21 protein-coding genes are annotated in these 13550 nt (G+C 38.3%); 4 read left to right on the plus strand and 17 right to left on the minus strand.

Annotated elements, in window-relative coordinates; genetic code table 11:
- Positions 1 to 172: 172 nt before the first annotated feature.
- The 9 genes from AAC026_RS10775 to AAC026_RS10815 form a co-directional block, all read right to left on the minus strand.
- Positions 173 to 547 carry a VOC family protein gene (locus AAC026_RS10775; RefSeq protein WP_339697745.1) on the minus strand — a complete coding sequence of 125 codons (375 nt, stop codon included), beginning with the start codon at positions 545 to 547 and terminating at the stop codon, positions 173 to 175.
- 74 nt (positions 548 to 621) lie between these two features.
- Complete coding sequence (locus AAC026_RS10780) at positions 622 to 1416, minus strand: helix-turn-helix domain-containing protein (protein WP_339697748.1); 795 nt, start codon at positions 1414 to 1416, stop codon at positions 622 to 624.
- A 5-nt stretch (positions 1417 to 1421) separates the two neighbouring features.
- Positions 1422 to 1781: a nuclear transport factor 2 family protein gene (locus tag AAC026_RS10785; RefSeq protein WP_339697753.1), complete on the minus strand. Its 360-nt coding sequence runs from the start codon at positions 1779 to 1781 to the stop codon at positions 1422 to 1424.
- A gap of 12 nt (positions 1782 to 1793) precedes the next feature.
- Positions 1794 to 2234: a VOC family protein gene (locus AAC026_RS10790; protein WP_339606660.1), complete on the minus strand. Its 441-nt coding sequence runs from the start codon at positions 2232 to 2234 to the stop codon at positions 1794 to 1796.
- Between the two features lie 24 nt (positions 2235 to 2258).
- Positions 2259 to 2558, minus strand: coding sequence for a hypothetical protein (locus AAC026_RS10795; protein ID WP_339697756.1), 300 nt, complete (start codon positions 2556 to 2558; stop codon positions 2259 to 2261).
- A gap of 11 nt (positions 2559 to 2569) precedes the next feature.
- Positions 2570 to 3124 carry a dihydrofolate reductase family protein gene (locus AAC026_RS10800; protein ID WP_339697759.1) on the minus strand — a complete coding sequence of 185 codons (555 nt, stop codon included), beginning with the start codon at positions 3122 to 3124 and terminating at the stop codon, positions 2570 to 2572.
- A 17-nt stretch (positions 3125 to 3141) separates the two neighbouring features.
- Positions 3142 to 3354, minus strand: coding sequence for a hypothetical protein (locus AAC026_RS10805; RefSeq protein WP_339697762.1), 213 nt, complete (start codon positions 3352 to 3354; stop codon positions 3142 to 3144).
- A gap of 27 nt (positions 3355 to 3381) precedes the next feature.
- The gene (locus AAC026_RS10810; RefSeq protein ID WP_339697765.1) at positions 3382 to 3750 is read right to left on the minus strand and encodes a DoxX family protein; all 369 of its coding nucleotides are present in this window, start codon (positions 3748 to 3750) and stop codon (positions 3382 to 3384) included.
- A gap of 10 nt (positions 3751 to 3760) precedes the next feature.
- Positions 3761 to 4258: a DinB family protein gene (locus AAC026_RS10815; protein ID WP_339606655.1), complete on the minus strand. Its 498-nt coding sequence runs from the start codon at positions 4256 to 4258 to the stop codon at positions 3761 to 3763.
- A 168-nt stretch (positions 4259 to 4426) separates the two neighbouring features.
- Here AAC026_RS10815 and AAC026_RS10820 point away from each other — a divergent pair, with 168 nt between their 5' ends.
- Positions 4427 to 5404, plus strand: coding sequence for a helix-turn-helix domain-containing protein (locus tag AAC026_RS10820; RefSeq protein WP_339606654.1), 978 nt, complete (start codon positions 4427 to 4429; stop codon positions 5402 to 5404).
- 152 nt (positions 5405 to 5556) lie between these two features.
- On the opposite strand, the gene AAC026_RS10825 is transcribed toward AAC026_RS10820, so the two are convergent.
- Genes AAC026_RS10825 through AAC026_RS10840 form a run of 4 tightly spaced genes read right to left on the minus strand, consistent with a single transcriptional unit; the run spans position 5557 to position 7130 of the window.
- Complete coding sequence (locus AAC026_RS10825) at positions 5557 to 6048, minus strand: VOC family protein (protein WP_339697768.1); 492 nt, start codon at positions 6046 to 6048, stop codon at positions 5557 to 5559.
- A complete protein-coding gene (locus AAC026_RS10830; protein WP_339697772.1) occupies positions 6045 to 6476 on the minus strand; it encodes a VOC family protein in 432 nt (143 codons plus the stop codon). Before AAC026_RS10830 ends, AAC026_RS10825 begins: the two co-directional genes overlap by 4 nt.
- Before the next feature lie 4 nt (positions 6477 to 6480).
- Positions 6481 to 6699 carry a DUF4287 domain-containing protein gene (locus AAC026_RS10835; protein ID WP_339697775.1) on the minus strand — a complete coding sequence of 73 codons (219 nt, stop codon included), beginning with the start codon at positions 6697 to 6699 and terminating at the stop codon, positions 6481 to 6483.
- Positions 6700 to 6716: 17 nt separating this feature from the next.
- Positions 6717 to 7130 (minus strand): SRPBCC family protein, encoded by a 414-nt coding sequence (locus tag AAC026_RS10840; RefSeq protein ID WP_339697778.1) that lies wholly within the window; start codon positions 7128 to 7130, stop codon positions 6717 to 6719.
- A 125-nt stretch (positions 7131 to 7255) separates the two neighbouring features.
- Between AAC026_RS10840 and AAC026_RS10845 the strand changes: the two genes are divergently transcribed.
- From AAC026_RS10845 to AAC026_RS10855, 3 genes are all read left to right on the plus strand, one after another.
- On the plus strand, positions 7256 to 8236 hold the full coding sequence (locus AAC026_RS10845) for a helix-turn-helix domain-containing protein (RefSeq protein WP_339697781.1): 981 nt from the start codon (positions 7256 to 7258) through the stop codon (positions 8234 to 8236).
- A gap of 134 nt (positions 8237 to 8370) precedes the next feature.
- Positions 8371 to 9636, plus strand: coding sequence for a hypothetical protein (locus AAC026_RS10850; protein ID WP_339697784.1), 1266 nt, complete (start codon positions 8371 to 8373; stop codon positions 9634 to 9636).
- 86 nt (positions 9637 to 9722) lie between these two features.
- Positions 9723 to 10247, plus strand: a complete 525-nt coding sequence (locus AAC026_RS10855) for a hypothetical protein (protein ID WP_339697787.1) — start codon at positions 9723 to 9725, stop codon at positions 10245 to 10247.
- Positions 10248 to 10356: 109 nt separating this feature from the next.
- On the opposite strand, the gene AAC026_RS10860 is transcribed toward AAC026_RS10855, so the two are convergent.
- From AAC026_RS10860 to AAC026_RS10875, 4 genes are all read right to left on the minus strand, one after another.
- Positions 10357 to 10851, minus strand: a complete 495-nt coding sequence (locus tag AAC026_RS10860; protein WP_339697790.1) for an SRPBCC domain-containing protein — start codon at positions 10849 to 10851, stop codon at positions 10357 to 10359.
- Between the two features lie 4 nt (positions 10852 to 10855).
- The gene (locus AAC026_RS10865) at positions 10856 to 11179 is read right to left on the minus strand and encodes a metalloregulator ArsR/SmtB family transcription factor (RefSeq protein ID WP_339697793.1); all 324 of its coding nucleotides are present in this window, start codon (positions 11177 to 11179) and stop codon (positions 10856 to 10858) included.
- A gap of 1 nt (position 11180) precedes the next feature.
- Entirely contained in the window at positions 11181 to 11612 is a 432-nt protein-coding gene (locus AAC026_RS10870; RefSeq protein WP_339697796.1) for an SRPBCC domain-containing protein, read from the minus strand.
- A gap of 354 nt (positions 11613 to 11966) precedes the next feature.
- Positions 11967 to 13457, minus strand: coding sequence for a peptidase S10 (locus AAC026_RS10875; protein WP_339697799.1), 1491 nt, complete (start codon positions 13455 to 13457; stop codon positions 11967 to 11969).
- Between the last annotated feature and the right edge of the window lie 93 nt (positions 13458 to 13550).

The following is a 13550-nucleotide window of genomic DNA, read 5'->3' on the forward strand; positions in this document are numbered from 1 at the left end:
TGAAATTTCAGTCAGAGGGAGAAGCTCCGAACTGTCTGTTCTAAACTACTGTGGTCTAGAACAAACAGATTGCCACGTCATGAAACCTTGTTAGCACAGGCTTCATTTCTCGCAATGACGGAGCCGATGGGGTTGGCTTTCAAAATACCCAATACCCACTTCCCAATACCCTTTAATTCACAGACGTAATCCACCAAGTATTGCCAAATGGATCTAAAACTCCGCAGGTTCTACCGTAATCTTGATCAGATAAGCCCATTACTGAAGTGGCTCCATTGTTCAATGCTTTTTGATAGGTTTCGTCCGCATTATCTACATAAACAAATAAATGTGCTGTTTGGGGAGTGAATTGTTCTGTAGCCCCAGCAAACATGATCGTACTGTTTCCGATCATTAATTCAGAGTGCATTATGGTTTTTTCATCTTCACGCAGCTTGGTTAAGCTCACCTTCGCATCGAAGACTTGTTTTGTGAATTCACTAAAATTCTCTGCCTCTGGTAAAATGAGGTAAGGCATTACAGATTGGTGTCCTTGAGGTATTTTCATTGTGTTTCTTTTTTAGTTAACAATGAGTCAAAATTAGGCTTCGTCTTATTACTAAAATTGGAAAAACCCGACATTCAATCTCTCCATTTAGTATTGGGCGATTTTCCAGAAAAGTATTCTTTAGGGCCAATTCCCGCAAATTGATTAAAATCATGAATGAAATGCGACTGATCATAATAACCACATTCTAGGGCAATGTCTGATAATTTCAGATACTCCTTTCCATAAAACTGAATGGTGTGATGAAACCTCGCGATTCGGATAAATTTCTTGGGGCTGAACCCTGTGAATTGTGAAAACTGGCGTTCCAACTGACGTCCACTAACGGCATGATCCATTGAAAGCTGTTTTACGCTTGGCGTTCTATCTGAATGAATAATATGTTTTAGTGTATTAAATATTGGGAGTTGGGTGGTTTTAGTTTTTGCCAATCGTTCTTGAACAAAATTTTCGATAATGCCTACCCGTTGCGCGTCAGAAGTGCTATTCATAATTTGCTCTTCTAAATTGCCGCCAAGTGTTTTTAATAATAAATCAATGGCTACCATTTGGTTGGTCAATTCATTTGCTGGCATACCAAAGAGCAATGGGATAGTATGTGGGTAAAGATAAACCCCAAACATGCCAAAGCCACTGTCGATTACAAACTTGCTGGTTTGATTAGTGGGGCCATTTATTCCTGATAAAAAGGATGGTTTTCTGCTGCCTTGTTCATCAATTTCATCGAACTGGCCTTTGTAATGAAAAACAAGCTCGGGACATACATCGGCCATCCCATAATGGGTGTAGGCTTGGTCGCTTTCTAGAAACCAAAAGCAGCGGATGTAGTCCTTAAGCTTTATTGAAGGAGGAACAGTGCGGTAAATCAAATGGCTCAGCTTTTATTAGTTCTTATACAGTATGAATAGATTTCTCGAAGTTTATTCTCTTCAAAGGAATACACATCGCAAGAAGAAATATAAGTGGATTTGTTTGATTTACTAATAAATTCGGCTGTTCCATCGATCATTACCTGATTGCCTTCTGCAATTACATTCATTAATCGGAAGTCTGTATCGACTTCCGAAAAATACTGAGCTGTTTTCTGGCAATAGGCAGTCACCTCTTCTTTTCCTTTTAATAACCTTTCACCCACAATATTCCATTCAATGTTATCCGCTAGTTTATCATATACCGAGCTGAATTCGCCTTTGGAAAAGGCTGTTGCAATGTCTTTGTTGTGATCTGTTATCATGAAAAATTGGAGTTATGCCTTTTCACCACAATTGAACATCCACTGTACACCAAACTTGTCGGTGCAGCTTCCATAATAATCGCCCCAGAACATCTCTTCGAGTTCTTGAGTTACTTTTCCGCCATTTGAAAGGGCATCGAAGAGTTTTTTTGTTTCTACTCTGGTGTCGGGCTGAAGGTTAATGTAGCTGTTGTTCCCAAAGTTCATTTTGAAACCCATACTTTCAGGAGCATCGGTACCCATTAAGGTGTGGCATCCTAAAATGCGGAGTTCAACATGCATTACAAGGTTTTTGTCTTCTTCGGCCATTGGAGGCATTCCTTCTTGTGCTGGAATATCACCAAAGCGCATAATGCCTTCTCCGAAAAACTCTCCGCCAAATACGGATTTGTAAAAATTGAATGCTTCTTCGGTATTGCGAGAAAAATTAAGATAAGTGCTTACTGATGCCATAATTTTAAGTTTTAGATATTGGTTTTAATTTGTTTTAAAATGTAAGTTATTTTCCTTTAATGCCTCTTTCAATATGGTTATGGCCTTTGGCCCCATACCGTGAAGCGTTGATATTTCTTTTTCACTGTATTCAGATAGTTGTTTTAAACTGGAAATCCTATGTGCTTCCAAAGCCCTTCTTGCAGGAGCGCTGATTTGCGAAAGAATACCAGTTTTTGGTTTTCTTTCTGCCTCACAAATAGGGCAGGTAGGGCAGTCGCTGCTTTTGTAGTACTGATGTCCTTTGGAGCAAGTTCGTAACTGTTTTTCCTTTTTTGTAGCCACTATCAAATGCTTTATTGTTTTTCATAAGTGAGCAAAATCACTCCACTACCAAACACTTTTGAATCAATAAGTTTAAGGTTTAAAGTTGCTTTTATACCATTAAACAATGTGTGTCCACTGGGTAATGCAACAGGGTCGATCATGATTTGATAAGTATCGATTAAACCTGCATCAGAAAATTGAGCCACAATACTTCCGCTGCCAAGAATGGTCATGTCGCTTCCTTCCGTTTGTTTTAGCTTTGTAATTTGTTCAATAATATTTCCACTAACTATAGAAGCGTTTTCCCATTCTGCTTCTTTTAAAGTGTTTGAGAATACTATTTTTTTAGCGCTGTTCATTCCTTGGGCCACTTTAGGAAACATTTCAGCTGCCATTGGGGTAGGCCAAAAGCTATTCATCATTTCGTAGGTGGTTCTACCAAACAAAAGAGTGTTTTCGGCCTCAAGCGATGCTTCAGAAAATTTAGCTTCTTCCTCACCATGTTGATGCCAACTGGTATCTTCGTTTAGGTCTTTGTAATAACCATTAAGCGATAAAAATGTGTATGAATTTAGTTTACGCATGGCATGTATTCTGTTTTTTATAAAAGTGAAGCTTGGCCATTCATTTCGTTTACAAGACGAATAATGGATTTCGTGTCGATGATGGTTTTATGGGTTTCGATACGAAGAATTTTATCACAATCTTCCAAATCGAAGTTGACCATATAGTCTGGAAAGGCCTCTTGAATTTGATTTAGAACCTTTTTGGCTTTTCCTTCGGTGGTAATATTTGTAGCAAAAACTTCGATCATAAACAGGTTGCTGTTAACGGCCAATTATCAAATATCTGAGTTCAATTTATGATAATGGATATAAGAAAGCACTAACACAACCATGAAAAAGACTGGAAGTAAAAGCACTGGGCCAAAACCATCTACAACGGCTGTGCTTACAAATGCCGCAATAAAATCGATGGCAAAACCCGCATAAGCCCATTCTTTTACACGCTTTGGCACGGCCGGAATAATCAGTGCTAATGAGCCAAGTACTTTGAAAACGGTAAGCATTACGCCAAAATAATCGGGGTAGCCCAAATGGCGGATCCCTTCTTTGGCTAGTTCGGTTTGCGAAGTAAGGGCAGGCATTACACCTTCAAATAGAAAAATAAGAATGGTGGTGCTCCAGAAAATGATTTTGCTCTTTTTCATAGTGATATGGTTATAGGTTTGAAATGATTTTTCTTAATTGATGTACGTGTCTTTGGGTATGTGCAATGCTGAAATGGATCCACTCCAAACGGGTAAATGGCCCGTATTCTGGAATGGCATAGTCTGTACAAGTTTCAGTCAGGTCTTTGTTCTCAATCACTAAATTGAAGGCTTCTATTTTCTCTTGTAGCCCGTTAATTATGGATTCCTTATTCAATGGTTTTTCTGAAGGAAGTATTTCTTCTGGCGAGTCCATTTTTATGCTGAAATCGAGAAATAATGATTTTACTTCAGCTACTTTTTCGTCTGCTGGCCTGTCTGTTTTCTCGGTAGATCCATTTAGTACTTCCACAGCACCGTAAGATTTTAGAAGGTGATCTCCCAATTGACCAGCAGTCCAGCTTCCTTCAAAGGGTATTTTGTTGAACTTTTCTTGGCTTACCGAATTCAAAAGTTTGATCAATTCTGAACTGGTTTCTTTCCACTGTTTTAATACATCGTCTTTCATGTTGTATGGGTTGTTTGGTGGTTATCTCTTTTTGTACATTACAAATTTGCGTAGATAAGGTGAATCAGAAGCGGTGTGTATCCGTCATAGTAGGGGGTTGATCACGACAAGTTCTTACACTACTTTTGGGTAGTCATTTTTCGGTTTATCAATACACTTATTAGACCTATGAAACATATTTCATTACTTATTCCAGAGGGAGATTCGAGCCTAAGTAATCTAGAGGCTACATATAAAATGTTCACCCTTACCAATGAATCGCTCAAAAGAATGGGGCAGGCTCCTGTTTTTAATGTGCAATTGGTGGGTACAAATATGAACGTGCAATTGAGTAATGGCATTTTCAGTATCAAACCAAATGTGACCATTGATCAAGTCAAGAAAACAGATCTCATTATTATTCCTGCCATTCATGGTGATTATAAAAAAGTGGTTGAAACGAATAAGGATTTTGTGCCTTGGATTGTAGAACAGTATAGGCAAGGAGCCGAGGTGGCCAGTTTATGTATTGGAGCTTTTCTTTTGGCAAAAACGGGTTTGTTGGAAGGAAGAAGCTGTGCTACACATTGGTTGGCGGCTCAGGAGTTTAGAGAAATGTACCCGAATGTGAATTTGATTGATGATAAAATCATTACAGACGAGCAAGGCATTTATACGAGCGGAGGGGCATACTCTTCCCTGAACTTGAACCTGTATTTGGTTGAAAAATTTGCTGGTCGTCAAATGGCAATCCTTTCTTCAAAAATTTTTGAAATCGATATAGATCGTGATAGCCAATCGCCCTTTATTATTTTTAAGGGTCAAAAAACGCACGATGACGAAACGATTTTGGAGGCTCAAGAATACATTGAATCCAATTTTCAGGAAAGAATAACGGTTGATGAGTTATGTGATAAACATAATGTGGGCCGAAGAACTTTTGAGCGAAGGTTTAAAAAGGCAACCAGTAATACCGTAATGGAATACTTACAGCGGGTAAAAATGGAAGCAGCCAAAAAAGAGCTGGAAACAGGAAGAAAAACTGTGAGTGAAGTGATGTACGATGTGGGTTATTCCGATACCAAAGCCTTTCGGGATGTATTTAAGAAAATGACAGGCTTAACACCAATTGAATACCGTAACAGGTACAATACCCAAGTGGCTTAAGTTGGGATTCAGTGACCTTGACTCGATTAGTTAAGTAAGCTTTAAGAAATTACAGAAAGAGTTCTACATTTCTAAAGCCCTCCAAAAGTTTTACCATTAATTCAGATGAGCTAGGAACACTAACTTTTGGAGGGGCCTCTTCAAATTTAAGGTTATGCTTCATCATAGGCCTTTTGCAATGTGGCCATGTCTATTTTCTTCATTTTCATTAAGGCGGTAAACATTCTTTTAAAACCTTCAGGGTCTCCGCTATTCAGCTTTTCACCCAAATTAGAAGGGACGATTTGCCAGGATACCCCAAACTTATCTCTGAGCCAGCCGCATGGCAATTGTTCACCAGTATCGCCAATAAGTTTTGCGGATAATTCATCGATTTCATTTTGGCTTTGGCAGTTTACAAACAAGGAAAAACCCTGTGTAAAACTAAAAGAAGAGCCCCCATTCAGTACCATAAAGCGTTGCCCTGCTAGCTCAATTGTGGCAGTCATTAGTTTGCCTGCCAGTTCTGGGTTATCATTATTATAGTAAAACTTGTTAATGATTTTACTGTCTTTAAAAAGACTCACATATAAATTCATAGCCTCTTCAGCCTGATCGATGAATGTGAGAAAAATTGTGATTTTTTGCTGTGTTTCGTTCTTCATAACCGTGGTTTTTGAATTGAGTCATTTTTGCAATGAAGCAGCCAGTGTTTTCCAAATTTGTCGGAAAGCCCGCCCAATAAAGCTCCAGAAAATGTTTGTTCAATAGGTTGGTAAGCATTTCCCTTTTCAGCCAATTTTTGATAGTAAGTATAAACCTCACTTGAACTATTGCATTCTACCCAAATAGAAACTGCATTACCTTGTACGAGCCCCTGATCTCCAACCATATCCGTTCCCATGAGCGTAAAATGGTCAGTAGAAATGGACGCTTGTAGAATGTACTGCTGCATTTGGGGGCTCAATTTGCTGCCCAATGGAGAATCACCAATGGTTTGAAATTGGATTTCGCCACCAAAGCAAGTATGGTAGAAAGTCATTGCCTCGCGACAATTGCCGTTAAAGGTAAGGTATGTAAGGAGTCGACTCATTTTGTCAACTCCTTTTTCCCTTTATATAAGCAAGCATTGCCATGGCATGGCCGTGCCCCAAATCGAAATCATCTTTTAGCCAATTGGTGATTTCTGTGGCCTTCACACCTTTCTTGATTTCACCATTTTCGGTAAAGCCTTTGGTTTCTGCTAAGGCCTTGAAATCTTCTGGTGTTTTGCCCGTTTTGGTTTGAATGTTGTCTAAGTATGCTTGAAATGACATGCTGAAATCTTTAATTGCTACGAATTCTTTTCGGTGTAGGCTTTAAAGCTATCTAAGATGGCCTGCCATCCATCGCGCTGCATATCAATAGGGTTTTCGCTTTCTGGATCAAAAGTTTCAATAACCTCTGTTGCTCCGTCTTTCTCTTCAAAAGTGATTTTTACTTGTCGGCCATCTTCCAAGGTGTAAGCAATCAACTTATGTTTGGTTACATCATCATATACTCCCGCAAAATCAAAACCGAAACTTCCATCTTTGGCCTCCATTCTGGTTGAAAACTTCCCATTTACTTTTAAATCATTTTTGGCACTTGGCGCATGCCAGTCGTCTGAAGGGCTACACCATTTTGTAATGTGTTCTGGTGCTCCCCAGAAATCCCAAACTTTTTCAACTGGTGCATTTACTGTTGCTCTAATTGTTATCTTTTCCATGTGTTTGTTATTAAGGTTTTTCAAAAGTTACATTACAAATATCGGGACTCGATTCTAAACGGAAGAGGGGAGATACCGACACTTTATGGGGTTGATTCCGCCAATCTTTTGATTTACTTTTAAGGATGAAAACCGTTTCCATATTTGTTCCGGAGTCGTCTGTAATGGAGGCTGTGGCTGATCCTCGTTATATGTTTACTGCTGCTAATCAATTTTTGCAGGCAGCAGGAAAAGCACCACTCTTCAATGTTCAGTTGGTAGCATTAACCAAAGAAGTGAAGCTTCACGATGGTGTCTTTTCCGTTCATGCAGACAAGTTGATTGGGGAAGTAAAACAAACCGACTTAATTGTTATTCCTGCCCTTTTTGGAGATATGAAAAATGCCGTGGAAGTAAATCAAGAAGCAATTCCATGGATTATTGAACAACATAATAAAGGGGCGGAAGTGGCTTCTCTTTGTGTTGGCGCATTTTTATTGGCTTCCACAGGTTTACTAAAAGATAAAAAATGCTCTACACATTGGGCTTATTATAATGAGTTTAGAGAGACTTTTCCTGATGTGGAAATCATGGACGGTAGTATTATTACCGAGGAAAAAGGAATCTATTCGAGTGGGGGAGCCAACTCCTATTGGAATTTGCTGCTATATATTCTTGAAAAATACACCGACCGCGATACGGCCATTCTAGCGTCCAAATATTTTGCAATTGATATTGACAGAAACAGTCAATCTTCCTTTGCTATTTTCAATGGACAGAAAGATCATAATGACGAAGCGGTAAGTCTTGCTCAGCAATATTTAGAAGAGAATTTTCAAGAGAAAATATCGGTAGATGATGTGGCCGATCATGTAGCCGTAAGCCGAAGAAGTTTTGAGCGCAGGTTTAAACAAGCCACAGGAAATACGGTGTTAGAATATCTCCAACGGATCAAAATAGAAGCGGCCAAACGCAGTTTTGAATCGAGCCGAAAAAACATCAATGAAGTAATGTTTGATGTGGGGTATACCGATACCAAAGCTTTCCGTAATGTGTTTAAGAAAATCACGGGGCTAACACCCATCGAATATCGAAACAAATATGCCAAAGTGGAAGTGGCTGTTTAGTTATTAATGGCTTTTAAAGGCAAAAAATAAATTCTCGTGGCCGCATTTCCAGATCAAGAAATTAACTGATCTTTCAGAAGGGTAACGCTTTATAAGCTGACCGAAATCGAATAGTTCACTTAAAATTGGATGGTATGGGAGTAAGTAAAGCCGCAGTCATAATCTGTTTTATTTTTTGCAGCCTGTCTTTGAGAGCTCAAGCACTGAAGGATAGCATTTCAACGCCAATGCCCGTCAAATTTAATTTGTATCAAAACTTTAATGAAGGCAAAATGCGCACTTCTGATAATAAGGAAGTGAATTATTTAAGCCATTTAAAAAATAAAATACGACTTAAAAAGAAACCAACACTTGTCTTTACATGGGCCTCATATGATCTGAGCAGCAAAAGAGTTATTGATTCGCTTTTGATTAGTAAGGTCAATGAAAAGTATAATATTGTTATAATCAACAGAAATCCGAAAAGGTTTTATGATAAAGATGAGCAGTTCATTTCAACAATAGATCGAGAGAATCCCTTATATGCTAAAAAATTAATAAGCCTATTTGATTTTCATAACCTTTTTGGCTTTCATGATCGAGAAGCTACCCCTGTATTGTTTTGGTTAGATACAGATTTTAACATCGTCACATCAACATTGATGAGTCGTAGTCTTTCAATTAATGGAATCGAAAAACTACTATCATTGGTGGAGTCAAAAACCATTACTTCTTCACGGACTAAGTTTTTCAATGGTCAATGGATTCCAAGCACAGAAAATGAAGCCTTGCTTAAACAAGTTATTGAGGAATCAAATGGAACAACGAATATGAAGCTTGTATACATGCCCACAGATGAAATTCAGTATGATTTTGACTTCACTAAATCTAAGGAAGGCACTTATTGGTTTAAGAACAATAACTATGTAAAGCCAAAGCCTTTTGTACCTTATAAAGCCCCAGATTTTTCAATTACGCGTAATGTTGGTCTTAAAGACAGAGAACCAAATCTTTACAAAATTAAATCAGACTTTACCTTAATTTATTTTTGTGATATAAGTACATCTGAAGCAAAAGGTAGACTTGAAACGTTATACAGTTTGATTGAAGAGTCGAATAATGCTGAAAATACCAACGGTTACAAATCCTTGCATTTGGATATTGTGGTTGTTTTTATCGGAGATGACACGAAATTTGAAAGTAACAACAAATTTGAGGCGAATACAGAAGCTAGAAAAATGGCTAATTCGGCAACTTTTGGATATTATAAAGTATTTGACAAAGATGGAGCAATTCAAAAGATGTTCGTGAGAAATTCATCCGGGGCATTTCACTTATTAGACAGCAGTAAAACTGTTATTTATGAATCTGATGATGACGCTTTATTCCATTTAGACATTAAAAGTTTGATGAAAAAATAGAAACTGTTCTCGTCAGCGAAACCTAATTGCTTTGAGTAATTTTCAATACATATTATTTAATAAATTCAGCTAAGAAATAAGTTGAAATGAACCTCTTAAAAGAAGAAAAGAAATTCTGGAAGCGCCATTTTCGAATCGAAAAGCTAGATGCTATTCCTCCAGCATGGAGCGGCTATAAATCGATAGATTCAGAAAATGATGATGACTTTTTCTACTTTTTCACTTTGCGCGTTTCATCCATATCGGAGATTTATTTGAAAGACACATTGGTTACAGATGAGGGAGTGAAGCACATCGCTAAGCTTAAGGATTTGGAAAATCTCTGTTTAAGGAGTCATAGTAAAATCACTAAAGCAAGTATTCCGTTTTTCAATGAAATGGCCTCTTTACAAAGCTTAAACATCACAAAAACAGGAATCACATTAGCCGATTTATGTGACAGTTTAAACAATCAAAGCCTCAAAGAAGTGTTTTTAGATTCAGAAGATGATGAAGAAGGCATCCTTGAAAAGGCGATCATTTTAAAAGAACGAATGCCAGACTGCAACTTCTATCTCAATTCTAGTTTTGCGACTGATGTTTTCGGAAATCCAGTTAAGCCTATTTGTTAAGCATTGGTAAAATAGGGTGGGAGAGGCAAAACATAGCTACCTATCTAATTTGATAAGTAGCTATTATTGGGAATGTAGACCCTTCAGGCTCATTGTTGGGTAGTGATTTTTACTTCAACTTCCATTTTTCAACTATTTCCGCATTGAAACCATCTTTCTCTTTTGGATTAGGTTGTCCTTCCCCTGTAGTTATCAAGTTATACAGACTTTTCTTAATGTAGTTGCTCCAAGCGTCTTCGCAAATCTCATAACACTCATATTCAGGTACTAGTCCTTTGTGCGTAAATTTGACTTGTGTTTTGCCGTCTTGCAATGAAATTTCAAAAACCAATTTAGTGTTTATCCACTCGCTTTTATCTTTTGTGAAACTGAACTGATTGTCCATGATTTGATAAACCAACTTCTCATTCGGCTCCATTTCAATTAGCTTCACTTTACATAAGTGAACATCTTTATAGTGGTAGAAAAACTCCTCATTAAGCTTGTCTGTTTTCCCTTCTATATCTTCCGACCACCAAGATCGAAAGTCTTGAATTGCTTTAAATGCTGTTTCAGGTGATTTTTCAACTAAAATTGTAGCTGAATAGTTTTCGTAGTTCATCATTGTCTTATTTATCGATTTTGTTGTTGAGAATAGCTTCTAAATTTTTCAGCTTACTATCCCAGAATTTATCAAAGTAGTTAAGCCAAGTTTTGAGTTCATTAAACCCCTGTTGATTTAAAATGCAATGTCTTTCCCTGCCTATTTCTTGAATTGAGATAAAACCTGCTGACTGCAGTATTTTAACATGCTTTGAAACCGCAGGTCTGCTCATATCAAAATTTTCTGCTAATGAGTTTATATTATGAGTGCTTTGAGTAAGCATGCCCAGTATTTGCCTACGACTTGGATCAGCAATTACCTGAAATGCATCAAGAGTTGGTGTGGTCATTCTAGTGTAAGTTTAAATGGGTGAGCATTTTTTGAATGTTTTTGTCCCAGCCATCAAACATCGCTGCGAGGATTGAACCATTATCTTCCTTAAATCCAGTGTGAGCAAGTCTTAGTTCGGTTCCACTTTCTTTTGCCTCTAGAGTCCATTCCACTATGGTTTCAAGTGTTGGATTTTTTTCACTCAAACCACCTTTCCAGCTATAAACAAGTTTCTTGAGGGGAACAATTTCTAGAACTTTACAATAGAAGTTTCCATCAAGACCTAAGCTGGGAATCGGGTTTGTCTTAAATCTAAACTCGTGACCCATTTTGAGCTCGAAATTATTGGGCATAAGCCACTTTTCGATTAATTCCGCTTTAGTAAGATATTCCCAAATTTCTTCTGGAGATTGGTTGTAAAACCACTTGTGCTTAATTTCTGTTTTCATCATTGCGTAACTTTAAGGTTACGCAAATATATATGTAACTTTTGAGTTACTCAAAATATTTTTTGATTGATTTTCGTCATAAGCTCATGCTTGCGCATCGCTTATTTCTCGCAATGACGCTCCGAATAGGTTATGTAGTGATTATTGAGCTTTGATAATGACATAGTTTTCAGTTCCTTCACTACCGTTCAGGATGAAAAGGAGTGTGCATACAACTTTTATTCGCTAAAACAGAAAATGCTTGTTTTCTTTCCTTGAGGAACGAAAGGTCTGAAAATTTATAATTCTGTTAGTAGAGGGTGTTGCTATATTCAAGTAAAAAGCCTTGAATGTTTTATTAGCTCGTTAATTCTCGCCTTACTTCTCTGTAATAAACGCCCTGATGTCGTTGGCTAGCTTTTCGAAATCGGGCTGATGGTTGTACATCATATGACCACCTTCATAATAGGTTAATTTCACGCGGGCCATCGGGATGGCATTACGAGAGAAGGTGAATTCAGCATCGAAAAAGGGGGTAATCATATCATAATAACCACAAGCCACCAATACTTTCATTCCCTCATTTCTACGCATGGCGTTGGCCAATCTACGGGAGGTTTTTACGTACATAGGTTCGCCACCAGCGCCCCAGTCCCAGCTGCTCAATCGTCCGCTAGTAAGGTAAGGTCTGTCCATGGTAATCTTTAAATCATTGGTAAAGTAATGGTTCAACGCTGCGGTATAGGCTGCGGAAACCTTATAACTAGAGGCATCGCCCAGTTCAGGAGAATCGGCAGTGTCATCGGGATCATCGCCATAGTATCGAGAATCTAAAGTGCCTAATGCTACACCTCTGTCTCTTAAAAGCTCTTTTTTGAAACGACCAGTCAACACTCGATTGTTGGCTCTTTTTATAAAGTTAATGTCGATGCCATAGAAATAAGCCAGCTTTTGGGAAATGGCTTCTTTTTCTTGTGGTGTAATTAAATCACCTTTATAGAGCGCAGATACATATTCATTGTATGCGAAATCGCGTGCTTCTTGTGCAAAAGCTTCCAAGGTTTTGCCTTGCCCTGCTTTTTTGTGGTACCAAGCCGTAGCGGCCATTGTAGGCATGTAGGTAACATATGAAGTAATGTTATCATCAATTGAGGTTGAACCTTCGTAATCCAAGGCTTGAGAAATTAAGATTAAACCATTCAAAGCCAAGGCTTGTCCGCTGCCCTCTAATGCTTGAGAAACAGCAGCAGCTCTGGTGGTACCAAAGCTTTCGCCAGCAATATATTTAGGCGACATCCATCGGTTATTCTGAGTTACCCATTGGCGAATGAAGGTAGCTACTGATTGCGCATCTTGATTCAAACCCCAGTATTCTTCTCCCTTTCCATTACCAATCAACTGACTATAGCCTGTGCCAATTGGGTCGATGAATACCAGGTCAGTAATATCTAAAAGGCCAAACTTGTTTTCGTCAATAGGGTAGGGAGCGCCCCCGTCATCTTCAACAGCGTCACTATCTACACGTACTACTTTTGGGCCAAAGAAACCCATGTGAAGCCACATAGAAGCAGATCCTGGGCCTCCATTAAAAACAAAAGTAACGGGGCGAGTACTTTGTTCAATACTACCCGATTTAGTATAAGCCACCGACCACATTGAGCCAGTAGGCTCGTTCTTTGAGTTGGTCAAGTGCATTTCGCTGCCCGAAGCTGTATAGGCTATTTTTTTACCACCAAAAACTCCTTCGTGTTGGGTTGTGAATTTCTTTGGCTCAGGTATTTTTGGGTCTTTCTGTTCTTGACCATAAAAGCTAAATGTGGAACAAAGAAGAAAGGTGAAGATTAGACAGGTTGAATAAAGGTGCTTCATGATTGCAAAAAGTAAGAATTGATTGGCTGAATTTAAGGAATTCTAATGAAGAAGGGGAATACCTTTTAGTGGAATGCTTAAAGTTTAAAAACT

The organism is uncultured Roseivirga sp., assembly GCF_963973945.1.
In the GTDB taxonomy this organism is placed as follows: Bacteria; Bacteroidota; Bacteroidia; order Cytophagales; family Cyclobacteriaceae; genus Roseivirga.

Coding starts and splice junctions, on each gene's coding strand:
- AAC026_RS10860 (WP_339697790.1), bottom strand. CDS start 10,851: ATGATGAACTACGAAAACTATTCAGCTACAATTTTAGTTGAAAAATCA.
- AAC026_RS10870 (WP_339697796.1), bottom strand. CDS start 11,612: ATGATGAAAACAGAAATTAAGCACAAGTGGTTTTACAACCAATCTCCA.
- AAC026_RS10855 (WP_339697787.1), top strand. CDS start 9,723: ATGAACCTCTTAAAAGAAGAAAAGAAATTCTGGAAGCGCCATTTTCGA.
- AAC026_RS10805 (WP_339697762.1), bottom strand. CDS start 3,354: ATGATCGAAGTTTTTGCTACAAATATTACCACCGAAGGAAAAGCCAAA.
- AAC026_RS10875 (WP_339697799.1), bottom strand. CDS start 13,457: ATGAAGCACCTTTATTCAACCTGTCTAATCTTCACCTTTCTTCTTTGT.
- AAC026_RS10850 (WP_339697784.1), top strand. CDS start 8,371: ATGGGAGTAAGTAAAGCCGCAGTCATAATCTGTTTTATTTTTTGCAGC.
- AAC026_RS10820 (WP_339606654.1), top strand. CDS start 4,427: ATGAAACATATTTCATTACTTATTCCAGAGGGAGATTCGAGCCTAAGT.
- AAC026_RS10840 (WP_339697778.1), bottom strand. CDS start 7,130: ATGGAAAAGATAACAATTAGAGCAACAGTAAATGCACCAGTTGAAAAA.
- AAC026_RS10835 (WP_339697775.1), bottom strand. CDS start 6,699: ATGTCATTTCAAGCATACTTAGACAACATTCAAACCAAAACGGGCAAA.
- AAC026_RS10810 (WP_339697765.1), bottom strand. CDS start 3,750: ATGAAAAAGAGCAAAATCATTTTCTGGAGCACCACCATTCTTATTTTT.
- AAC026_RS10775 (WP_339697745.1), bottom strand. CDS start 547: ATGAAAATACCTCAAGGACACCAATCTGTAATGCCTTACCTCATTTTA.
- AAC026_RS10815 (WP_339606655.1), bottom strand. CDS start 4,258: ATGAAAGACGATGTATTAAAACAGTGGAAAGAAACCAGTTCAGAATTG.
- AAC026_RS10825 (WP_339697768.1), bottom strand. CDS start 6,048: ATGAAGAACGAAACACAGCAAAAAATCACAATTTTTCTCACATTCATC.
- AAC026_RS10845 (WP_339697781.1), top strand. CDS start 7,256: ATGAAAACCGTTTCCATATTTGTTCCGGAGTCGTCTGTAATGGAGGCT.
- AAC026_RS10865 (WP_339697793.1), bottom strand. CDS start 11,179: ATGACCACACCAACTCTTGATGCATTTCAGGTAATTGCTGATCCAAGT.
- AAC026_RS10785 (WP_339697753.1), bottom strand. CDS start 1,781: ATGATAACAGATCACAACAAAGACATTGCAACAGCCTTTTCCAAAGGC.
- AAC026_RS10800 (WP_339697759.1), bottom strand. CDS start 3,124: ATGCGTAAACTAAATTCATACACATTTTTATCGCTTAATGGTTATTAC.
- AAC026_RS10790 (WP_339606660.1), bottom strand. CDS start 2,234: ATGGCATCAGTAAGCACTTATCTTAATTTTTCTCGCAATACCGAAGAA.
- AAC026_RS10830 (WP_339697772.1), bottom strand. CDS start 6,476: ATGAGTCGACTCCTTACATACCTTACCTTTAACGGCAATTGTCGCGAG.